The following is a 22,762-nucleotide window of genomic DNA, read 5'->3' as shown; positions in this document are numbered from 1 at the left end:
TATAAAATGACACAATACTCGTTAAATTTTAGTTAAAACGGTAACACAGCATAGTAATTGCATACTTATTTAACAGTAAATTTGTGTTCAACAATACAATAATTAAAACAGAAAACATACAATGAAGAGTACTTTTAAAAAACTTTTACCATTTGCCGTTGTGGGGATCCTATCAGGAGCTACTACTGTTGGCGTACAACAATATTTAGTTCACGATTCTAATAACGGGGATCAATCTTATTTTACCAAATCAAACAACGCCTCTTTTGTAGGGATGAATACTGCAACCGTGGGTGATGATTTTGTGAAAGCGTCTAAAATGACCGTACCAGCTGTTGTTACGATTAAAAATTATCAAAACAGGGCATCAAGCAGAGCTTCTGAGCAGGATTTGTTTGACTTCTTTTTTGGTGATCCTCTTGGAGGAAAAGGTCAACAAAGACAAAAACAACAGCAAGCACCAGAGAATATGCCTTCAGGGCTAGGATCGGGAGTGATTATTTCTCCGGACGGGTATATTATTTCAAACAATCACGTTGTGGCGGGAGCCAATAAGCTTGAAGTTGTTTTAAGCAATAAAAAATCCTACATCGCAACATTGGTAGGCACAGATCCCAACACCGATATTTCATTATTGAAAATCGAAGAAAAAGGTTTGCCTTATTTAAACTTTGCCAATTCTGATAATATTGAAGTTGGACAATGGGTTCTTGCAGTAGGAAATCCGCTTGGGTTGAATTCTACTGTTACAGCGGGAATTATTTCTGCAAAAGGAAGAGGAATAGGAATTCTGAGCGGACAGGGAAAAGCAACAAACCCAATCGAAAGCTTTATACAAACTGATGCCGCTATTAATCCCGGGAACTCAGGAGGAGCATTGGTGAATGTGAATGGTGATTTAATTGGAATTAATTCAGCGATCTCATCAACAAACGGATATTATCAAGGATACGGATTTGCTGTTCCAGCGAATTTAGCAAGAAAAATTATTGAGGATATCAAGAAATTCGGTATTGTACAAAGAGGTTTCTTAGGTGTAAATTCTTTAGATCTATCAAATGATCAGCAAGTTGCTTTTTACAACCAAGAAAAGAAAACCAATATAAAACCGGGTTCAGGAGTTTATATTATTGGACTTCCTGACAATAGTGGTGCACAGGATGCAGGAATGAAAATCGGTGATATCATTACTAAAATTGATGGAGTCAACATTACAGATTTTGCTGATCTCTCTGTTGCCATCGGAAGTAAAAGACCAGGTGACAAAGTACAGGTGACCTATACAAGAAACGGAAAAGAAACGACGTCAACCGTTACATTGAGAGATCAAAAAGGTGGAACTTCAGCGAGAACTAAAGCCGATCTAAGCGTTACCGAAAAAATAGGTGCCGAGTTCCAAAGTCTGGATGACAGAACGAAAGCTTACTATGGATTAAGCAGCGGAGTTGTTGCTAAAAATGTAGTGGAAGGAAGCGAAATCGCTAAGGCGGGTATCGTTGACGGTTATATCATTACAGAAATTAACGGGAAGCCAGTAAATTCTCAGAAAGATGTAGAAAACTTATTAAATAAATTCACCGGAACAGGCCAGATAAAATATATGGATGATTACGGAAGAGGTTATCAAAGAGGATTCAAAATGCCTTAATAGAATACATTAACAGTAAACAAAAACGCTGCAGACTTCAAAATCTGCAGCGTTTTTTTTATGTTTTTTAAATTACTTTCTATTCATTTTTTCAGCAATTATTTTCTTTTTATTTCTTTCATAAATCACCTCAACGATCTTACCGCCCATCCATGCGAATGGAAAAAAGACAAGGAAGATAGAAATTTTATAGAACGTAGGATGATAAGGAAGAATAATTACATCAAGCATTGCAATAAAAAGCATGATGAAACCAATAAGAATCGCATAAGCTACTTTTGCATATTTTACAATCATCGCAGTAACAACGCCGCCTACAGTAGTACCAAGCCCAGAAATAAAAAGCAGAAAGCCAAAAAAGGCATCATTATTTTTCATACTTTCTAAAAATCTCTGCCAATGCTCAAACGGAGCAAATGCATCAAAGGTAACCCACTTAGGAAAAGCCCTTATACCAAGAGTGATTATAAGCCCTGCAATCACAAGACCTACCAAAACCGCAAATGTATTTCTTATAAAACTCATTAATCCTGATGTGCAATCATAGAAATTTCGATATCAACATTCTTTGGCAGACAAGAAACCTGTACAGTCTCACGAGCCGGGAAGCTTTCAGCATCAAGATAAGATGCATAAATATCATTCATTACCGCAAAATCATCCATACTTTTAAGGAAAATACTCGCTTTAACAACATTTTTAAACGTCATGCCTGCTTCTGTAAGAATCGCTTCAAGGTTTTTCATTACCTGATGTGTTTCCTTCTCAATTCCTTCTACCAATTTACCCGTTGCAGGATCTACAGGAATCTGACCAGAGATATACAAAACTCCGTTGGCAAGATTTGCCTGAGAATAAGGACCAATAGCTGCAGGAGCATTAACTGTGTTGATGATTGTTTTCATATATAGATTTATTTACTTTAAAAATCATACCAAATCATTTACGATTTGAATATACTTTATTTTGGGTGCAAAGATAAAATTTATATTGTAAAATCAGTATGACTTTAGAAAGGTGCATTTGGCTGAGTAAAACTTCTGTCTTTATACTTCAAAGCATCGCTTAATATATTTGCTTTAATTCCGATAAAGAAATCATAAACTTTGTATTGCCCAAAAGGCACCCAGTTAAAATTAATGGTAAAACTACGCTGATCTCTTGAGAAACCTATTCTTGTATAAGCCAGCTCCTTGGTCACCATATCGTAATGTGTACTTCCGTTGATATTCCAGTAAGGAGTAAGCTTTAAGCTTCCATCCAGACCGATGGATGCTATTTTATTAGCGGTTCTCGTCAAGTTTCTTGAATATTGGTAATTGGCATTCACATTCAGGGTCCAGGCCTGATCAAAGTGTGCATAGTTATCATCATCAAAGAAGTAATTCTCGTTTCTGATCTCACCTTTTTGCGAATAGGTTTTGGCGTAATCTTTTTTCTCTCCAAACAATTCGCTGCTTAAAGGATAAGAAAGCTGCACATTGAAGCCTTGTACGCTAAACGAACCGAAATCTTCTGTTCTAATACCGGTATCTGATCCCGGAGCAAATAAAATCTTGTATGGCTCAATAGACAAACTTGTATTTACGCTTAGTTTATTATCGAAGAAAGAAGACTGCCCGCTCACCGAAATAATCGACCAAGGATGGCTTTTTGCCGCAAAGTTGTAATTCCCGCTGATATTTAAAGATTCGAAAATCTTCATTTTTTTCACTCCGGTAGAATCACTTTTAGACTTTACCTTCATTTCGATGTTGTTACCAATGTTATAGCTTAAGGCTCCCACCATTCCCGTCGTCGGCGTTCCTACAATTCCTCTGTCAAAAATAGAATATGGCGTTAAAGCTCCATTGGCATTATAGAAATTTTTGAAATATCCGAATTGCTCACCGCCAAAATCAGGAGAATATGTGAAGCCAATACTTGGTGTCACCATATGTCGTATCGCTTCTATTGTAGATCCTTTTTTGAAGTTGAGCATTCCGTACAACTGAGTCTGCACACTTGCAGATGTAGAAAATATACTGTATCCGGCAATTTGCTTATTGATCTGGTCAACCTCTATATTTTGTACAGGATCATAATATTTCGTAAGCGTTTTTGTTGTTAAAGCATTATCAATTGTCGCTGACAAACTGAATGTGAAATACTTGGCAAAAGTCGTATTGGTTCCTAATGCAATATTATTTTTTAATCCAGTTTGTAATTTATCCCACATTGCGTCGGTAAACAGCTCTCCTTCTTCTGTACTTACAAAGTTAGAAAGGTTCAATCCTGTATTTACCGTTATGTTTTCTAATAATCCGGATCTTACACCGGTTTTAGACTTAAATAAATAAAACTGATTGATCGCAACATTCATCTGCGGCAAACGCAAATCTGCCAATCCGGTAGCAAAATTCTGAGAATAAGAAGCTGTACCGGTAATGGTTGCCGGAAGCTTTAGAAATCTTTTGGTAAGCGTCAATGTAGAATTTTGCTGAGTTCTCAAAACACTCTGATCCAAAATATAGTTATTGTTCACTGTATTGTTGTAGAATGTCTGACTCGTGACATCTACGGATGCAGAAAATGTAAGGAAAGGGTTTGCTTTTGTATCTTGAGTATGCCTCCAAGCAATTCTGTATGTTCCTGTTTTACTGTAATTATCAAGACCTTTAATTCCTCTTACGGTGCTTCCGATATCTGCTGAGAAATTACCTGAATATCGGTATTTTTTAAGATAATTCATTTCAGGTCTTATCGTCCAGCTTCCTTTTGTATAAATATCTGCCAGAACTTTCAGATCAAAATGTTCTCCGATTGGCTGATAATATCCTATCCCGTTTAGAAAAAAACCGACATCTTCTCTTTCCCCAAAACTCGGAATCAAAATTCCTGCAGATCTTTTACTTGAAAACGGCAAAATCGCAAACGGCAAGATCAAAGGTGTTGGAACATCTTCGATGTACATTTGTGACGGACCTACAATTAAAGACGAACTGTTTTTTCCTTTCTGCATTTTGATATAAGATGCCAAAAGGTGATAATCGGGTCTCGTGTCTTTTTTTTCTATATAATAAGTATCGGTCGTGAACTCTGCATGTCGCATTACGAAGACAGAATCGTTGTATTTTTTGGTTTTATCCGCTACAATTAATCCTTCACTTTCCTCAGTTCTTGCGTTATAAGCAATGGCTTCTCTGGTTTTCGTATTATAATTAAAGCTTTCTACTTCGTACTTTTTCCCTGCCTGATTCACCTGAGCAAGCTCAAATACTTTGCCTAAAGAATCTAGCTTTCCACGGGCAAAAACCAGGCTTCTCTCTTCATCGATCGAGATATAATCTGCATCTATCTGCATATCCTGATATTTTACCTGAGCATTTTTATTCAGGTAAATCATCCTTTTCGGAACATCTCTACGAATGTCATCAGCTTTATAATCTACTACAGCGTCTAGAGATTCTTTGGGTGCAGCTATGGTATCCTTTTTGGAAATAGTATCATTAATTATCGTAGCTTTAACTACTTTTTTAGGACCTTCCTGTGCTAAAAAACTGTTAAAAATTAGGATAATTAAAAATTGTAATATATTTTTGAAGACGGTTTTGTCCAATTTTGTTCTGTATAATTTGGCTCAAAATTAATATAATTTTTATAACTGTATGATGTACAAACTAAATTTTAAAACAATTTTAGCATTTCTACTGATATTCTTCACCTCTTTTACTTTTGCACAAAAAAAATTCACTGTAGTTTTAGATGCAGGGCATGGGGGAAGCGATAACGGAGCCAACAGAAATTATCCCGATCTGGGTCTTGTTCAAGAGAAACATGTAACTTTGGGAATTGTTCTGAAATTGGGAGCAATGCTTGAGAAAAACAAAGAATTTAAAGTTATTTATACCCGAAAAATAGACGAATACCCTTCTTTGACAGACAGAACCAATACTGCGAACCGAAGCAGAGCAGATTTATTTATCTCTGTACACGTAAACTCTTCGCCAAGCCGTTCTGCTACTGCAAGAGGTACCGAAACTTTTGTACAAGGTCCTGCTCAAAACAGAGAAAACCTTGAAGTGGCAAAACAGGAAAACAGTGTAATTTATCTTGATGAAAAAGATAAAGAAACGTTTGCCTCTTACGACCCGTCTTCACCAGAATCTTTAATTGCCTTAAAACTACAGCAAAGTAAATATCTTGAAAACAGCTTAATCGTAGGAAGTTTTGTAGAAGGAAACTTTGAAAAAAGCGGTCGTTTTTCGCGTGGTGTAAAACAAGAAAACTTACACATCTTAAGAAGAAGTGCCATGCCTTCTATCCTTATTGAAACAGGATTTGTTAATAATTATGACGATGCTGCATTCTTAAATTCCGAAAGAGGACAAGTAGAAACAGCAGAAAACATCTATAAAGCAATTATTGATTACAAAAAAGCGGTTGACAGAAAAACAGGTGCACAAGTCATTACCAGAAAACCGGAACCTGAAAAACCGGCAGAAGTAGCATTGAAGAACGACTTCAGAATTTTATTGATGACCATGCCTGTAAAATATAATGATGGAGATCCTGAATTGAAAGGATTGAATTATATTCTTCCTATCAAAGAAAACGGTTTGTACAAATACTATTACGGCGTTACCAATATGGCTTCTGTAAAAGATATCAACCTTAAAACAGCAAAAGATGCAGGTTTCAGAAACTCTTATGCGGTAGGATTTATGCCAAATCAGAAACTGAGCATTGGTTATTATAACATTGAAGTGTATGTAGGAAAAGACAAACTAAGCGCAAATTCTTATATTCTTCAAACCCTGAAAGACGTAGACCGAAACAAATCTAACGGAATGTTCTACTACACCTACGGAAAAGTTTATACCTTGGAAGATGCTGTAAAACTTCAAAAAGAATTGGAAAGCAAGGGAATAAAAAATACCGTAATTCAGAAGAATTTTAAATAACCCCTATAATTTTGAAGTTTAAAAATTTATTAATATTTTTGCAACCTCAAAATTTGGTCTATTCGTCTAGTGGTCAGGACTCAAGGTTTTCATCCTTGCAACAGGAGTTCGATTCTCCTATAGACTACCAAAAAGCTCTCTATTTCAGAGAGCTTTTTTTATGCGTTTTTATCAGATTACACCTATCCAAAGCCAAAAAACACAACAATATTCTTGATTTTTTGTACATTTAGGCTACAACTTACTTTTATGAAAAAATCAATACTCTTAATTTCATTCTTATCAGTACTTTTTAGCTGCGACAACAAAGACAAAGCAAACGATTTAGCGTTGAGAGAACAGGAATTACTGAATAAAGAAAAATCATTTGCACAAAAAGAAGCCGAATACCAATCTTTACTAAAAATGAGAGACAGTATTTTTAATCATAAAAAATCAGATTCAATAAAAATTATGAAATGGTCTGATGAAATTTCCGGAGCGTGGACGGGCAAAGTAATCTGTACCGAATCGAACTGCAGCGATTATGTAGTGGGAGATCAGCGTACCGACACTTGGGAATTCGACAGCGATTCTATACAGCTATTTACAAAAATCATCAGTAACAACAATCTGGTAAGATTATATTCAGGTAAATTTGAGAATAATGAAATCAAACTTAATTTCAAAACCGATTCCACAGCAAAAAAACAGGTAGACATGAATGTCCTGCTTAATGAAATATCGCCAAGCAAAATCAGAGGAACAAGAACCGTTTCAGTTGACAATTGCAGAGCAAGATTTTCTGTAGAATTAATACGTTCCACCAAATAAGCAGAGATGATTCTATTAAGCATACACAACCTCAGTCTCCCCATTGAAGATCCTGTATTGAAGTTTCTTTTGGTACTTATCATCATTCTTGCCGCACCACTTTTACTCAACAAAATTAAAGTTCCTCATCTTTTAGGATTAATCATTGCAGGTGCAGTAATTGGCCCAAACGGATTTAATGTACTGGCAAGAGACAGCAGCATTGTAGTTACCGGTACCACCGGGCTGCTTTATATTATGTTTCTCGCCGGCCTGGAAATCGACATGGGAGATTTCAAGAAAAATAAATGGAAAAGCCTTACTTTCGGGTTATTCACCTTCATCGTCCCCTTTGTTTTGGGATATTTGGGAGGATATTATATTCTGAACTTTTCGGTATTAACTTCCGTACTTTTTGCCAGTTTATTTTCATCTCATACTTTAATTGCCTATCCGCTGATCAGCAAATTGGGCATCGCAAAAAACCCGGCAGTCAATATAACCGTTGGAGGAACGATGATTACAGATGTTTTGGCATTATTGGCTCTTGCCATCATTGTAGGTATGTCTCAAGGTGATGTAGGAACAGAATTCTGGGTAAAATTATCGGTTTCCTTTATTGTTTTCGGGCTCATCGTTTTGGTGATTTTCCCGATGATAGGAAGGTGGTTTTTCAAGAAAGTAGATGATAAAATCTCACAATATATTTTTGTATTGGTTATGATTTATCTGGCTGCTTTATTGGCCGAATTAGCCGGAGTTGAAGCCATAATCGGGGCATTCTTTGCAGGACTTGCTTTAAACAGATTAATTCCGCATACTTCTTCATTGATGAACCGTGTAGAATTTGTCGGAAACGCCATATTTATACCTTTTTTCCTAATAAGCGTCGGAATGCTGATCGATTTTAAAGTTTTTTTTGAAAGCTGGGAAACTTTGGAAGTTGCAGCCATTATGCTTGTTGCGTCCATTGGAGGAAAATATCTTTCGGCTATTGCCACACAAAAAACATTCAGACTTTCTAAAGAAGAGGGAAAACTTATTTTCGGTCTCAGTTCCGCTTCCGCAGCAGCAACATTAGCTTCAGTAATGGTCGGTTACAATATCATCATTTCAGAAACAGAAACCGGTGAACCGGTAAGGTTATTAAACGAACATATTCTTAACGGAAGTATTTTACTCATTCTTGTTTCATGTACCGTTTCATCATTTATTTCCATGTCGAGTGCTCAGAAGATCGCAGAACAGGATAATGAAGAAACAGTTTCCGGGAACAGTCATGAACAGGAAAATATTCTTTTAGCTTTAAATCATGAATCTACTGTAGAAAGAATGGTAAATCTTGGGATTTTAATTAAAGCTCATTCGAACACCGAAAATTTATTTGCTTTAAATGTTATTAATGAAGAAAAAAATGAATCTTCAGAAAAAAATGCAGACAAGCTACTCCATCAAGCTACCGATACAGCCGCGGCCGCAGATGTGAAAATACAGCCTTTAAAAAGATATGACAACGATGTCATCATCGGTGTAAACAATGTAATTAAAGAACAAAACATCACTGATCTTATTATCGCACTAGAAGACAGCAAGGGTTTTTCGCCGTCTTTTACAGACAATCTTTACAATGGTTATCTGCAGCGTGATGATGTCAACGTTCTGGTTTATCATGCCATTCAGCCTTTAGCAACTATAAAAAATCATGCAGTAATGATTCCTGAAAATGCACATAAAGAAGCCGGATTTTTTCATGCTTTGCTGAGAGTTTGGAATATTGCAAGAAATTCGGGAGCAACGATCACCTTTTATGCTTCAGAAGAGATCCTGAATATTTTACAGAGGATCATTAAAAAAGCCAATATTGAAGCTGAATTTATCATAATGAGCAGATGGAAAGATGGCGAAGAGACCGCGGCTCAGCTCAAAGATAATGAAGCCCTTATTATTTTTATGGCAAAAAGAGGAATGAAATCATATATTCCACAAATGAGATTGATTCCTGAGCTTCTAAACAAAAATTTGAGTGATAAAAATTATTTACTGATTTTCCCTTTTTCAGAATTCGACAGTACAAATTCTGAGAAAAGATCGGTAGGGAATCATAATGATTTTATGGAAATAGGAAATATTGTAAATAATGTCTTCAGATAAACATGCTGAAAAACAAGCACGTAAAACTAAACATCACTAAATTTTCATTCAAAATTAAATTTGATTTTGTTTAAAATATGAAAAACATTACTTTTGCAGAAGTTTAAAGACTGAGCAATCAGTCGACAGGATAAAAACCGGTAAACTTTACTCTAAAAAAGTAAATAAACACAGGCCTCACAAGACTACCAAATTTTACATCATGCCGAATTTAAAAATTCAAGAAGCACAACTTCTTTTTAATAAAATTCGCTCGAACCCGAAAGGGTATGATTTAAAAACTAGTACGGAAGGGATTACAGGCAAGGATGATAAAATTAGTTTCAAACTCTACAAGAGCGGAGAAAAAAGTATTTTTGAAGTAACCATCGACGGACTTACTTTTTCCAACTCTACCGGAGAATGGAATAATGCAATGATTATGTTGGAAAACATCATCACAAAATTAGGGAAAGAAACTGAAAATATTAAAGTACAACAGGCCTTAGACAAGCTTAAAAAGTACCTTTCAGAAGAAAACTAAAAAAAGTTAAAAATAATCAAAAATAAATTTGGTGGGTAACGAAAAAGTCTATAAATTTGCACTCACATTTAAACGATATGGCTAATCATAAATCAGCACTTAAAAGAATAAGACAAAACGAAGTTAGAAAAGTTCGTAACAGATATTACCACAAGACTGCTAGAACAGCAATCAAAGTGTTAAGAAATGAAGAAAATAAAACTTCAGCAACAGAACAGTTGCCTAAAGTTATCGCATTATTGGATAAATTAGCTAAGAAAAATATTATCCACAAAAATAAAGCGGCTAACTTGAAAAGTAAATTGACTAAGCACGTTAATAAATTAGCGTAACTATATAGTTGGCCCGTTCGTCTATCGGTTAGGACCTCAGATTTTCATTCTGGTAAGAGGGGTTCGACTCCCCTACGGGCTACTAAACTTAATTACTACTAACCGGGTAATTAAAATAAGAGTTGAAACTTATAAAAACAAAAAAGCTAACCCTGTGAATTTATTTACAGATTGGTAGATGGCCCGTTCGTCTATCGGTTAGGACCTCAGATTTTCATTCTGGTAAGAGGGGTTCGACTCCCCTACGGGCTACAAAAGAGATTTCATATTTTGAGATCTCTTTTTTTATTTTAATATGGTCAAAAGTCATCAATAAAAATCTTTTGATATAAAATTAAAAGTTATACTTTTGTAATTCATCAGATGATATGATGTTTTAAATATGCAGATTCAAAGGAAAACTTTAGCGCAAGAAGTTGCAGATAGATTAATCGAAGGAATATCCAACGATGAATATGCTATTGGCGAAAAACTGCCGATTGAATCTGAGCTGATGAAAATCTATGGCGTCGGTCGTTCAAGTATTCGAGAGGCGATAAAGATTTTGTCTATTCAGGGAATTCTTAGTGTGCAACAAGGCGTGGGAACTTTTGTAGTTTCTAAAAATGCCCACGAATCATTAGATTCTCAAATGAATAAAGCACAGATTGAAGAAGTACAGGAAGTACGCTCACTGCTTGATTCAAAAATTGCAGCAAAGGCAGCGATCAACCGAACTGAGGAAGATTTAGAAACAATTAAAAATTATCTGAATCTCAGAAATCAATTTGCAGAACAAAATCTTGCGACAGAATGTTATCAGGCAGATATCAATTTTCATTTAGCCATTGCAGAAGCTTGTGGAAACAATCTTTTAAAAGAAATCTACAAAATAGCAACAAAACATATTATGAGTTCTTTCGAAACGAGACATCATAATAATACAGAATCATTTAAAATTTCTCAAAAAATACATACAGATCTTTTCAACGCTATAGAAAATGGAGATGCAGAGAAAGCTTCTGTCATTGCACAGAAAATTGTTGATCAGATTTATTAAAAAAATTTCACAAAATTCATCAGATGATATGATGAATAAAAATAATACTATGGAAAATATAACGACGAAAACAATTGACACTACAAAAATTGTTTATCCAATCCTTTTTATGATCAGTTTTTCTCATTTTTTGAATGATCTGATTCAATCTACCATTCCTTCGCTTTATCCGATATTGAAAGGAGAATTTAGTTTATCATTTGCTCAAATCGGAATTATCACATTGGTATTTCAACTTACTGCTTCTATTTTGCAACCTTTTGTTGGAATTTATACCGATAAAAAACCAAATCCAAGATCTTTGGCGATTGGGATGGGATTATCAATGGCAGGATTACTTTTGTTAGCGGCTGCTCATCAATATTATGTTATTCTAATTTCTGTTGCATTAATCGGAATGGGATCTTCTATTTTTCATCCTGAAGCTTCAAGGGTTGCACAATTAGCATCGGGCGGACAAAAAGGATTGGCACAATCAATCTTTCAGGTCGGCGGAAATTCAGGAAGTGCAATCGGCCCGTTGTTAGTTGCCTTAATAATTCTTCCTTTAGGACAGGGATATGTAGGATTGTTCGCTATTGCAGCTTTCATCGGAATCATCGTATTGTGGAAAATCGGAAACTGGTATGCAGAAAGATTATCTCTGAAGAAATCAGCGAAACATCCAAGCGATATCATTGAGATACAATTATCCCGTAAAAAAGTTTTATTTTCTATTAGTATTTTATTGGCTTTGGTGTTTTCAAAATACATTTATCTGGCTTCAATGACCAACTATTTCACCTTCTTTTTGATTGATAAATTCCATGTTTCGGTACAAGATTCTCAACTTTATTTGTTCATATTTTTAGCCGCAGTTGCCGTAGGTACAATTTTAGGGGGAAAATTGGGAGATAAATACGGCAGAAAAAAGATTATCTGGATTTCCATTTTAGGAGCTGCACCGTTTACACTTTGCCTTCCTTATCTTTCATTATTCTGGACGATTATCTTTGCCGTTTTTATAGGATTGATCATTGCTTCAGCATTTTCTGCAATATTAGTTTACGCTACAGATCTTATGCCTAATAAAATCGGATTGGTTGCCGGTTTATTTTTCGGATTTATGTTTGGAATGGGCGGAATAGGTTCTGCGATATTAGGAGCTGTTGCTGACGACACCAGTATAGAATATGTCTTCAAAATCTGTGCATTCCTGCCGTTGATGGGAATTATCACCGCTTTTTTACCCAATATAAAAGGACATAAAAAATAGTCCTCACCCAAACTGATGATGACTTAATAGAATTTTAGGCTTAAAAACTTACTTTAAAAAGTAGCTTTCTGCCTAAAATTCTATTTTTAATTAAATACCAAAATTGATAAAAACACTGAATCTGGATTTTGCTTCAATATCTCCTCCAGCCAAATTGGTATACGTTGGAAGCATTAATTCTGTTCCCAAACTCACCTTTTTGTAAGAAGCTTCAAAACCTAATTTTCCATACAAAGCACTTCCTGCGGTTTTCGGAAGGTCTTCTTTATACTGACGGTTTCGGTCATAAACCTCTCCTTGCAAACCAGCTTTTGAAGACAAAATCATTTTCTCAGTTCCTACAATTTGGTAAAATCCGGTAGCGGAATAATTCCATTGATTCCCAAACTGATAGTGTTTTTTATTTTCAGTTTTGATGGTATAATCGGTATTGAGAAGCACAGCCACTTTATTTTTCTGAAATCTGTAATTCAAAACAGCCTGATAATCCCAACTTCCGGTTCCCAACTGAAAACTTGGATTCACTCCTGAAATACCTTTTTCATCAAATTTTCCCAGCGGAACTTTCACACCTACTCCACCATTCAACTCATGCTTATTATCTTTTGAATTGATCAGTTTATAAATTCCCATCAGATTAAAATCTCCGATTCCGTTGATATTAATGTCGCCCTGCAAAGTTTTCTTCTCGTGAAAATGAAACGGCAGACTTGCATAAACACTTAATTTTTGACCTATAGGTATTTTCGCCCAAAGCTGAATTGTATTGAAATACTGATCCTGCGTCAAGTCGTTGACAAATAAATTTTCTTTCGCTTTATAATGCTGAGCAAAATATTTAACACCAATAAACTGTGGATTCAATAAAGATTCAAAACCTGAAGATCCATTTCCCTCAGCACATCAGCAAGCATCACATTCATTGAATAAAATTTCACTCAGATCATTTGGATTATATAAACTGTCATTGATTGTTTTAGCCTGATTTAAAGTAAATAAAATCAGACTTAAGATTAAAAATATCTTCTTCATGATAAAATAATTATTCCGCAAACTTTGGATTAGTAATAAAATTCTTATCAGATAAAGTCTTTAGAAAAGTAATAATAAATTGTTTTTCCTGAGTATTCATCGCGATTCCGATATGCTTATTTTGTTTCAATTGTGGATCTAGATTTGGATTGTCTTCTACACTATCCGAATAAAAATTGAGCACTGCTTCCAATGTATAAAATCTTCCGTCATGCATATAAGGTGCGGTATATTCTACATTTCTTAAACTTGGAACTCTGAATTTCATCCAGTCATTTTGATCAAGCGTCACACGATGTCGTCCCGCATCTTTGAATTGAGTATTATAATACATTCCGGTATTTCTGAAACTTTCATCGGTAAATAATTCTCCGCTGTGACACGATGCACATTTCTGTTGAAACAAAACCAATCCTTGAGATTCTTCAGAACTAAAACTCTCTTTTCCTTGTTTAAAACGGTCATATTTGGAATCACCTGAAATTAAAGTAGACATAAACTGTGACAAAGCTTTCAAAACTCTTTCTCCGGTAATATTCTCGTCTCCATAAGCCTGTTTAAACAATTTTTTGTAAACCTCATCTTTACTGAGTTTTGAAATCGCTTCAGGCATCGAACTATCCATTTCGTTTACATCTGTAATGGGAATAATCGGTTGTTCATTTAAATTGTGAATCACGCCATCCCACATATACCGTTTCAGAAAAACCATATTCTGAATCGCCGGTGCATTTCTGATTCCTATTCTATCGTCAATTCCGTGACTTACTGTATGACCGTGATGGGTAAAAGCATTTTCCTGAATATGACAGAATCCACACGAAATCGTATTATTCCGGGATAATCTGCCTTCATAAAATAATTTCCTACCCAACTCTACTCCGTTTTTGGTAATTGGATTTTCATCTTTATTAAAAGTCATTTCCGGAAAATAAGAAGGAAACTGAAGACTTATCACTTCATCTTTTTCTAAAGGCTGAATCACTTCATCTGAACACGAAATAAAATTTAGAATAAATATTAAAAGCAGCCCTGTTTTAAAAATCTTCTTAATCATTGTGAACGTGATCTACTTTAAACATTTTCACTAAATTATTCGTCACATTTACTAAATGTTGATTAGAACCCATCGCCATATTATTAGTTGATGAAAGGCTTAGAGCAGTTTCTCCACTTAGATATTGATTAAAATCTGCCAAAATGTGAATCGATGGTTTTACAGTTCCTGAAACTCTTGCAGTTGTCGGAAGATCCAAAGTCACTTCACGATACAAATCCGGAGTGTTGTTTGCGGTAACATTCCCCATGTTTCCGGTGTGATTCATAAATTCGGTGTTGGCAGAAGCTGTTCCATATTTCCCTTCTAGTTTTACGAAAATATAACCTGCAGCCCAAGACCAGGTCAGACTTTCCTTTTTAGCTTTTTCCCAGAATCCTGCCTGTCCGTTTTGCCCTAATAAATAAGCATTCTGACTGATTCCCAATCCGAATTTTATTTTTTTATAATTGTTTTTCGGAATTTCATCTAAATCTACATACACAATTCCGGCAACTGCTTTTTCCTGATTGATAATGAAAGCACCTTTGTCGGGATTATTTTCGTTGTATTTAAATTCATTTCCATTTTCGTCAATCAAACTGATGTTGCTGATGACATATTTTAAAGTTGAAAACTGATGTTTTTGTCCGCCTGACGAAGTTTGAGTAGTCTGATTGAGTACAATATCCCCAAGATTATTAAATCCGTTTTCGAATTTGAGCTGAAGTTCCCCTTTTGTTTCTGGTGATGAATCGTCTTCATCGCTGTTTCTACATGATATAATTGTGAAAAAAGTAAAGGCAATAGATAATAATGATAAAAATTTATAAATTTTCATTGTTGATTTTTTAAGTTGAAATTTTAAATAGAAATAGTGATTGAATAGTAAAATATTCAATTTTTTAAACTGTAAAAGTTTGCACAGCATCAAGCGCTCACTTTGTCATTCCGTAGGAATCTAAGCGAAGTTTTAAAAATTATTACGTGAAATGTTTGCCGAGATTCCTACGGAATGACAACTACACGTTAATTTTAAAACAAATGCAAAACTTTTACAATTAAAACAAGATTAAAAAATAACTTAAAAAACTGGTGGTCTGAAAATGTGTTTTAAAAACAGAAAAGAATAGCCTGTTTTGTAAAGAAAATTTGAATAAGAAAAGACTGGCTTTTCTGTGGTATTGACTGCGATAATTTCAGGAAGAATATAAATATCAAGTAATTTCTGCCCAGAATTTTTTGTTTTGTGTAAAGGTGAAGAATCTGTATCGTTCGTTTTTGCCAACTCTTTGGCAAGATAACATTTCCCGTTACAGTTGAGTGCAACATTTTTTCTGTTGACACAAAGCTCTTCGCTGATATATTGATAATTTACAGCATATTCCACCAACGGAATCAGAGGCCTGAGTACCGTAAAAAAGGTGAGAAATATGCTGCAAATTAAATTCAATGATTATTTTTTGCTTAACGCTTCATCATATCTTCTGCTGATTTCTTTCCAGTTGGTTACATTCCAAATGGCAGTTAAATAATCAGCTCTTTTGTTCTGATATTTCAGGTAATAAGCGTGCTCCCAAACGTCAATTCCGAAAATTGGAGTTCCTTTTTCTTCCACAACATCCATCAAAGGATTATCCTGATTTGGCGTTGAAGAAACGAATAATTTACCGCTTTTATCCACAGAAAGCCAAGCCCAACCCGAACCGAAACGCTCTGCTCCTGCTTTAGCCATTTTTTCTTTAAAAGCATCCATACTTCCGAAAGCATCGGTGATTGCTTTTGTTAATTTTGCAGAAGGCTTTGTATCTTTTTGTGGAGTAAGAACTGTCCAGAATAACTCGTGATTGTAATGTCCGCCGGCATTATTTCTTACTGCCATTGGTAAAGTTCCTGCTTTTGAAAGAATTTCAAATAAAGTCTGCTTCTCCTGCGGAGTTCCTGCAATTGCTTTATTTAAATTGGCAACATAAGCAGCTGCATGTTTTGAATAATGAATTTCCATTGTTTGTGCATCAATATTACCTTCCAATGCATTGTATGCATACGGTAATGGAGTCTGCTTGAATTGTGCAAACGCAAATTGCGCCGCAAAAACTGCCGTAAATGCAGCTACTTTAAAAATCTTCATAACGTTTTGTTTATATGGTTGAACATTTAATTTCTTTTGAGTTGGAAGCGCGGTGGTTGGAAGATGGATGATTATTCAGTCTGTTATTCAACTTCCAGCATCAAACTTCAAACTTCCTGCCTTATTTCAATAATCTCTTAATATCTTCAATTAAAATTTCTCTATCAGGATGATATTTCCCGTTCAGTTTAGAGATTTTTCCTTCTGCGTCTTCATAATTCAATCCTGAATAATATAGAATCGGCATATTTTCTTTATTATATCTGCATCTGATATTTCCTTCTTTATCGACTAAGGCAATCATTCCGCTGTGATTGAGGTTTTCACTTTCATCTTCTTTATCTCCGACGTAGATATCAAATTGATCCGCAAGATTTCCAATATAAGTTCGATCACCCGTCAGAAAATGCCAGTTTGGTGATTTTGCACCTATCTTTTGAGCATGTTGCTTTAATAATTCAGGTGTGTCGTTTTCAGGATCAATACTGATTGAGATAATTCCAAAATCGGGATTGTTGATTTCATCTTCAATCGCTCTCATATTGGTATTCATCACCGGACAAATTGTAGGACATTTACTAAAGAAAAATTCAACTAAATATACTTTTCCAAGCATATCTTTGTTGGTGATCTTTTTATTATTCTGATCAGTCAGTTCAAAATCCGGAACTTTCATCACGGTATAAAGGCTGCTTTTAAAATAACTCATCCCGACACCAATTCCTAAAAACAGTAATGCAATAATCGCAATTGGAATAATAATTTTCTTTTTTGCGGAGCTTTCAGTCTTTTTATTTTTGGACATACTTCTCAGGATTTTTCTTAAACTCATCCTTACAGTAGCTACTGCAAAAACCGTACGTTTTTCCTTTATAAACTAACGTGTCTATCATATCGTCTTCTGTTTTCATCTCACAGATCGGATCGATAGCATTGGCAAACTTTACTTTTTGAGCAGTGGTTTTCGTAGGAATGTTTTTCTTTTTATGCTTTACTTTAGGTGTTTCCTGCGCACAGGCAAGTAATGAAACAGACAAAAATGCTGTTAAGATAACTTTAGATTTCATTAAATAGAATTTAAAATTAAGTTTAATTAATATGAATATAAGCCTTGATAAAAATCAAAACTAAAAGTTCAGGTATAAAAAATTAAACTAAAGGAGGATGGAATATTCTGGAAAAATATTCTGAAGAATTTAATTGAATATAATTCGAATTGGGCTTTTCTGCTTTTAAATCAGCTTTATCGATATTCGAAAAAGATAGAATGTCATGAGATAGAAAAACATCTAAGCCTGCAATCTTAATATTTTGAGCATTATTAGATTCCTTTTCTGTTTTTGCCAACTCTTTTTTTACAAAACATTTTCCTTTACAATCAGATTCTACAACTTTTCTATTTTCACAAAGGTTATTCACAATGTAATCGTAGTTGATCACATAATTTAACATTGGCAAAACAGGACGAATTGCAATAGTAAAAACAATGAAAAAGGATAAGAAAAACTTCAAGCATCAAATCTTTACCACAAATATAGTGTAGAAAATTGAGTTGACGGATGATTTATGATGAAAGTCAGTTTTAAGGTTGGAAGCGGGATGTTGGAAGATGGAAATTTTTGATGAGGATAATTATCTAAATTAAAATTCCCGCAGATTGCACGGATTGCGCAGATGTTTGAAAATGTATTTATACAATAAGTTTTGGCTAAAGCCAATGGAGAGTTTATATTTTTAAGGGCGGGCTAAAGCCCACCCCTATTGATAATTATTAGAACCTTTTGTAGTTTATTTGTAAAACTTCCAACAACCAGCTTCCGCCTTCCAGCATTATTAAAATTTCATTCTTTGAATTCTCACCGCATTCAAAATAGCGATTAACGCAACTCCAACGTCTGCAAAAACAGCTTCCCACATTGTTGCCAAACCTCCTGCTCCGAGAACCAGAACAATTGCTTTTACTGTAAATGCAAGGATAATATTTTGCCAAACTATCTTTTTAGTTTGCTTCCCGATATTGATTGCCATCGGAATTTTGCTCGGTTTATCATCCTGAATCACTACATCGGCAGTTTCAATTGTAGCATCGCTTCCTAATCCGCCCATTGCGATTCCGACATCGCTTAAAGCTACAACCGGTGCATCATTTACTCCGTCTCCGACAAAAGCAACAGTTTCATTTTTTGCTTTCAGTTCTTTGACTTTATTTACTTTATCTTCGGGAAGTAAGTCTCCGAAAGCATTTTGAATTCCCAGTTCATTTGCAACAAATTGTACAACAGAAGTTTTATCACCACTCAACATCGTGGTTTTTACATTTAATGCTTTCAATTTATTAATCGTTAACTGAGCATCTTCTTTGATGGAATCTGCAATGGTAAGATATCCTACAAACTTTTTGTCATATGCAACCGCAATTAAAGTATAAACAATATTGTCGGTTTTTATGTTGTAACTGATGTTGAATTTATCTATTAATTTAAAGTTCCCAACCAGTAATTCTTTTCCGTTAATAGTTGCTTTCAGCCCGTGACCTGCGATCTCTTCTACATTTTCCAGTTGAATAGAATGGTCTATTTCTCCTGCATAATTGTGAATTGCCGTTGCAACAGGATGTGTACTTTGACTTTCGAGCGCATTGACGAGTTTTAAAATTTCATCTTTATTAAAGTCGCTCCCGAAGTTTACTTCCTGAACTTTGAAAACACCTTCCGTCATGGTTCCTGTTTTATCCATCACTACATTCTGAACATTCGCCAAAACATCTAAAAAATTACTTCCTTTAAATAAAATTCCATTTCTGCTTCCTGCACCAATTCCACCAAAATAACCCAACGGAATAGAAATCACTAAGGCACACGGACAAGAAATCACCAGAAAAACTAAAGCTTTATATAACCACGCTTTAAACTGATAATCATCAACAAAAAAATAGGGTAAGAAAGTGATTCCAATCGCTAAGAAAACTACAATCGGTGTGTAAATTTTAGCAAATTTTCTGATGAATAATTCTGTCGGAGCTTTTTGCGATGTCGCATTCTGAACCAATTCTAAGATTTTACTCAACTTACTATCTTTATAAGCAGTCGTAACTTTTACCTGACTTACGGTGTTCAGATTAATCATTCCGGCCAAAACTGTTTCGCCTTTTGTTTTTGTATCGGGTTTGCTTTCTCCCGTGAGTGCAGCCGTGTTGAATGAAGCTTTTTCTGAAAGTAGTTCTCCGTCTAATCCTAATTTTTCTCCGGATTTTAGTTGAATGATTTCTCCAATATTTACTTTTTCGGCTTTTACGGTTTGTGGCTGTCCATCTTTTAAAATAGTTACCTCATCGGGACGCTGATCGAGAAGAGATTTAATATTGGTTTTAGCTCTATTAACCGCCATTGCCTGAAAAACTTCACCTACCGAATAAAACAGCATTACGGCAACACCTTCAGGATATTCCCCAATCGCAAACGCACCGATGGTAGCAATTCCCATTAAGAAAAATTCTGAGAAAACATCGCCCTTAATAATACTTTCATACGCTTCTTTTAAAACAGGAAGTCCTACAGGAATGTAGGCAACCAAATACCAAACGAGGCGAAGCCAACCATTAAACCAATTGTTTTCAATGAAATTATCTAACGTAATTCCGATCAATAGCAAAGCAAATGACACAATTGCGGGCAAAAAAAGCTGAAGCGTTGATTTATCTTGAACCTCATGAGAATGATCATGGTCGTGACCTTCGTGGTTGTGCTCTTTTTTAGGTTTTGTACTGCAACATTCTTCCATAACAAATAATTTTTAACAAATGTAGTGCTCATACGAATGCAATACTATTGCAAACTTTCGAGACAGTTTTCGCAAATACCTTTTGCAAAAAGCCTTATTTCGTCAATCCTGAAATCGGTTTTCATACTTTCAGGGAAAGAAATATCTTCTTTGCAAGTGGTCTGTTTGCAGATTTTGCAATAGAAATGGAGATGCCAGTCTTTGTGCGTTTTTTCGTCGCAGTCGTCATGACAGAGTTTGTATTTCGTTGTTGTATTTTCCTGAATGCTGTGAACGATTCCTTTTTCTTCAAATGTTTTTAAAGTTCGGTAAATCGTTGTGCGGTCTGCATTTTCAAAATAATTTTCAATTTCAGACAAAGATAAAGCGGTCTCTTGTGAGCTTAAAAAATCGTATACCAAAATCCTCATGCTTGTAGGTTTGGTATTTTTGTCGATGAGCTTATTTTCGATTTCTTGCTTCATGATATTAAGCTTCCCTTCATGAAAGCCTTTCAAAGTTAGCTTTTTTTTAGAACGTTTTTTTTATATTTTAAAAAAAAAAAGAGCCTTTGCATTGCTACAAAGACTCAAAAATAAAATCAAAACTATAAATTTGGATTATTTTCAATTTCTTTCTGCGGAATTGAAAACAAATAATATCTGCTGTTGGGCACAAAAGCCGACTGATCTGGAAAAGCAAATATAGAATGTCCTCTTCCATTAACGGTCTTCACGGTACCATCCGGAGTTGTGATCTGTACCTGAATCGGCTGTCCGCTTGAGTTTACAAAAGCTTTTCTTTCTACTTTACCTTGTGTTCTGATGATATCTGACAGAGAAAAACCTTCTCCGAAAAGCTCTTTTCTTCTTTCAATCAAAACTTCTTTGATGACATCATTCTGTGCAAGAGAACCAGTATAAACATTAGCTTTTCTTGCTGTTTTTAATTGGTTTAAAACTGTAACAGCATTGGCAACATTTCCGCTTCTTGCTTCAGCTTCCGCCTCAATTAAATACATTTCTGCAGCTCTCATGAAAACGATATCGGCAATTAAATTAGCTTTAAACTTAAATTTAGCATATCTCAAAAGCCCTTCTCTTCCTGGTAATCCGTCCCATGAAAATAATGAAGAACGGATATCATTCGTATCAAACAAATCTTTAAAATAAGGATCCGCCATAAAACTGTAATAATAACTTCCCGAAGATGAAACATCTAAAAAGTGGAATGCATAGCTTTCACCAGACTGTTCCTGAGTTTGAGCATGTCCCCAAATCCATTCTCCGTTGGAGATGTCATTGAAACCTTCTTTATATTTTTCGGTATTCATTAAAGGAAATCCCGTTCTTGCAATTTTGGCAGAAGCGATTGCGTTTGTCCATTCGCCAGTGTTTAAATAAACTCTTGCTAAAAGACCGTTGACTACAGAATGGTCGATTTTATCTTTATTATTTCTTGTATAATTTTGAAGCAACTGATCAGCGTCTGTCAAATCACTTTTAATTAAAGTATAAATTTCTTCAAGAGTCGCTTTTTTCTTTCCTACAGAATTGGTGGTTGCAGGTTCTGTATAAATTGGAGCCGTTGGTGCATTTTTATCTTTCAAATAACTGAACTGATAGAAACTGGCAAGATTCCAATAACAGAAAGCGCGTAAAGCCTTTGCCTGGCCTTTCACCTGATTTTTCTTTTCCGGCGTACCTTCTGCTGCATCAATTCTAGCAATCACATTATTCATATTATTGATAACAGAATATAAAGAAGTCCAGATATAAAGTGATCTACCTCCCGTATTATTCACCAAATCAGTGAATGCATAAGCCGATGGAAAACCATATTTGTTAGTCAAAACAGCAACATCACTTCCCATTGCATCGCTCGTTCTTAAAACCGTTGAATATCCGATGTTGGCATAAGTTGTTCCGTCATCATTAAATTTTGCCCAAGTTCCGTTGATCACTGTTTCGGCACTTTCGGCAGTCTTAAAAATTTCTGCTTCATCTGCCTGGTTCGTCGGAGCTGTTTCCAAGTCATTTTCACAACTGATCAGGGAAATGGCAGCAATTAAAGCAAAAGATATATATTTTAATTTTTTCATATGTAGAATTTTATTGTTTT

At 35.1% G+C, this 22,762-nt stretch carries 22 protein-coding genes and 3 tRNA genes; 11 read left to right on the top strand and 14 right to left on the bottom strand.

Annotated elements, in window-relative coordinates; all coding sequences use genetic code 11:
* Positions 1-121 precede the first annotated feature (121 nt).
* Positions 122-1,648: a trypsin-like peptidase domain-containing protein gene (locus tag EG358_RS03350; protein ID WP_076557415.1), complete on the top strand. Its 1,527-nt coding sequence runs from the start codon at positions 122-124 to the stop codon at positions 1,646-1,648.
* A gap of 72 nt (positions 1,649-1,720) precedes the next feature.
* Here the strand turns inward: EG358_RS03350 and EG358_RS03345 are convergent, their stop codons facing one another.
* From EG358_RS03345 to EG358_RS03335, 3 genes are all read right to left on the bottom strand, one after another.
* Complete coding sequence (locus EG358_RS03345; RefSeq protein WP_076557412.1) at positions 1,721-2,173, bottom strand: hypothetical protein; 453 nt, start codon at positions 2,171-2,173, stop codon at positions 1,721-1,723.
* A complete protein-coding gene (locus EG358_RS03340; RefSeq protein WP_066679870.1) occupies positions 2,173-2,553 on the bottom strand; it encodes a RidA family protein in 381 nt (126 codons plus the stop codon). The genes EG358_RS03345 and EG358_RS03340 overlap by 1 nt, the downstream gene beginning before the upstream one ends.
* A 104-nt stretch (positions 2,554-2,657) precedes the next feature.
* The gene (locus tag EG358_RS03335; RefSeq protein WP_076557410.1) at positions 2,658-5,246 is read right to left on the bottom strand and encodes a putative LPS assembly protein LptD; all 2,589 of its coding nucleotides are present in this window, start codon (positions 5,244-5,246) and stop codon (positions 2,658-2,660) included.
* 52 nt (positions 5,247-5,298) lie between these two features.
* Between EG358_RS03335 and EG358_RS03330 the strand changes: the two genes are divergently transcribed.
* The 10 genes from EG358_RS03330 (at position 5,299) to EG358_RS03285 (ending at position 12,683) form a co-directional block, all read left to right on the top strand.
* Positions 5,299-6,591 carry an N-acetylmuramoyl-L-alanine amidase family protein gene (locus EG358_RS03330; protein ID WP_076557408.1) on the top strand — a complete coding sequence of 431 codons (1,293 nt, stop codon included), beginning with the start codon at positions 5,299-5,301 and terminating at the stop codon, positions 6,589-6,591.
* Positions 6,592-6,646: 55 nt separating this feature from the next.
* A tRNA-Glu gene (locus tag EG358_RS03325) sits at positions 6,647-6,721 on the top strand.
* A gap of 119 nt (positions 6,722-6,840) precedes the next feature.
* The gene (locus tag EG358_RS03320) at positions 6,841-7,404 is read left to right on the top strand and encodes a hypothetical protein (protein ID WP_076557406.1); all 564 of its coding nucleotides are present in this window, start codon (positions 6,841-6,843) and stop codon (positions 7,402-7,404) included.
* A 6-nt stretch (positions 7,405-7,410) separates the two neighbouring features.
* The gene (locus EG358_RS03315) at positions 7,411-9,534 is read left to right on the top strand and encodes a cation:proton antiporter (RefSeq protein ID WP_076557404.1); all 2,124 of its coding nucleotides are present in this window, start codon (positions 7,411-7,413) and stop codon (positions 9,532-9,534) included.
* A 202-nt stretch (positions 9,535-9,736) separates the two neighbouring features.
* Positions 9,737-10,057, top strand: a complete 321-nt coding sequence (locus tag EG358_RS03310; protein WP_076557402.1) for a hypothetical protein — start codon at positions 9,737-9,739, stop codon at positions 10,055-10,057.
* Between the two features lie 77 nt (positions 10,058-10,134).
* A complete protein-coding gene (gene rpsT, locus EG358_RS03305; protein WP_076557400.1) occupies positions 10,135-10,389 on the top strand; it encodes a 30S ribosomal protein S20 in 255 nt (84 codons plus the stop codon).
* Between the two features lie 10 nt (positions 10,390-10,399).
* A tRNA-Glu gene (locus EG358_RS03300) sits at positions 10,400-10,471 on the top strand.
* Between the two features lie 98 nt (positions 10,472-10,569).
* Positions 10,570-10,641 (top strand) — tRNA-Glu (locus EG358_RS03295).
* A gap of 130 nt (positions 10,642-10,771) precedes the next feature.
* Positions 10,772-11,428: a FadR/GntR family transcriptional regulator gene (locus tag EG358_RS03290; protein ID WP_076557398.1), complete on the top strand. Its 657-nt coding sequence runs from the start codon at positions 10,772-10,774 to the stop codon at positions 11,426-11,428.
* A 49-nt stretch (positions 11,429-11,477) separates the two neighbouring features.
* The gene (locus EG358_RS03285) at positions 11,478-12,683 is read left to right on the top strand and encodes an MFS transporter (RefSeq protein ID WP_076558027.1); all 1,206 of its coding nucleotides are present in this window, start codon (positions 11,478-11,480) and stop codon (positions 12,681-12,683) included.
* Positions 12,684-12,773: 90 nt separating this feature from the next.
* Here the strand turns inward: EG358_RS03285 and EG358_RS03280 are convergent, their stop codons facing one another.
* The 11 genes from EG358_RS03280 to EG358_RS03230 form a co-directional block, all read right to left on the bottom strand.
* A complete protein-coding gene (locus EG358_RS03280) occupies positions 12,774-13,547 on the bottom strand; it encodes a transporter (protein ID WP_228421257.1) in 774 nt (257 codons plus the stop codon).
* Between the two features lie 178 nt (positions 13,548-13,725).
* The gene (locus EG358_RS03275) at positions 13,726-14,772 is read right to left on the bottom strand and encodes a cytochrome-c peroxidase (RefSeq protein WP_076557396.1); all 1,047 of its coding nucleotides are present in this window, start codon (positions 14,770-14,772) and stop codon (positions 13,726-13,728) included.
* Positions 14,765-15,592, bottom strand: coding sequence for an MbnP family protein (locus tag EG358_RS03270; protein ID WP_076557394.1), 828 nt, complete (start codon positions 15,590-15,592; stop codon positions 14,765-14,767). Before EG358_RS03270 ends, EG358_RS03275 begins: the two co-directional genes overlap by 8 nt.
* A 243-nt stretch (positions 15,593-15,835) precedes the next feature.
* Entirely contained in the window at positions 15,836-16,204 is a 369-nt protein-coding gene (locus EG358_RS03265; protein WP_076557392.1) for a hypothetical protein, read from the bottom strand.
* A gap of 3 nt (positions 16,205-16,207) precedes the next feature.
* The gene (locus EG358_RS03260; RefSeq protein WP_076557390.1) at positions 16,208-16,882 is read right to left on the bottom strand and encodes a superoxide dismutase; all 675 of its coding nucleotides are present in this window, start codon (positions 16,880-16,882) and stop codon (positions 16,208-16,210) included.
* Positions 16,883-17,003: 121 nt separating this feature from the next.
* Positions 17,004-17,687 (bottom strand): SCO family protein, encoded by a 684-nt coding sequence (locus tag EG358_RS03255; protein WP_174565085.1) that lies wholly within the window; start codon positions 17,685-17,687, stop codon positions 17,004-17,006.
* Positions 17,674-17,949, bottom strand: a complete 276-nt coding sequence (locus EG358_RS03250) for a YHS domain-containing protein (protein ID WP_076557388.1) — start codon at positions 17,947-17,949, stop codon at positions 17,674-17,676. The genes EG358_RS03255 and EG358_RS03250 overlap by 14 nt, the downstream gene beginning before the upstream one ends.
* 82 nt (positions 17,950-18,031) lie before the next feature.
* Positions 18,032-18,394 (bottom strand): hypothetical protein, encoded by a 363-nt coding sequence (locus EG358_RS03245; RefSeq protein WP_076557386.1) that lies wholly within the window; start codon positions 18,392-18,394, stop codon positions 18,032-18,034.
* Between the two features lie 321 nt (positions 18,395-18,715).
* Positions 18,716-20,662, bottom strand: a complete 1,947-nt coding sequence (locus tag EG358_RS03240) for a heavy metal translocating P-type ATPase (protein ID WP_076557384.1) — start codon at positions 20,660-20,662, stop codon at positions 18,716-18,718.
* 44 nt (positions 20,663-20,706) lie between these two features.
* A complete protein-coding gene (locus tag EG358_RS03235) occupies positions 20,707-21,126 on the bottom strand; it encodes a Fur family transcriptional regulator (protein WP_076557382.1) in 420 nt (139 codons plus the stop codon).
* Between the two features lie 122 nt (positions 21,127-21,248).
* Positions 21,249-22,742 carry a RagB/SusD family nutrient uptake outer membrane protein gene (locus EG358_RS03230; protein WP_076557380.1) on the bottom strand — a complete coding sequence of 498 codons (1,494 nt, stop codon included), beginning with the start codon at positions 22,740-22,742 and terminating at the stop codon, positions 21,249-21,251.
* Positions 22,743-22,762 lie beyond the last annotated feature (20 nt).

The sequence above is a fragment of the Chryseobacterium indoltheticum genome (assembly GCF_003815915.1).
Lineage (GTDB): Bacteria > Bacteroidota > Bacteroidia > Flavobacteriales > Weeksellaceae > Chryseobacterium > Chryseobacterium indoltheticum.
Note: the sequence above shows the minus strand (reverse complement) of the source record. Positions and strands in the feature narration are given on the sequence as shown.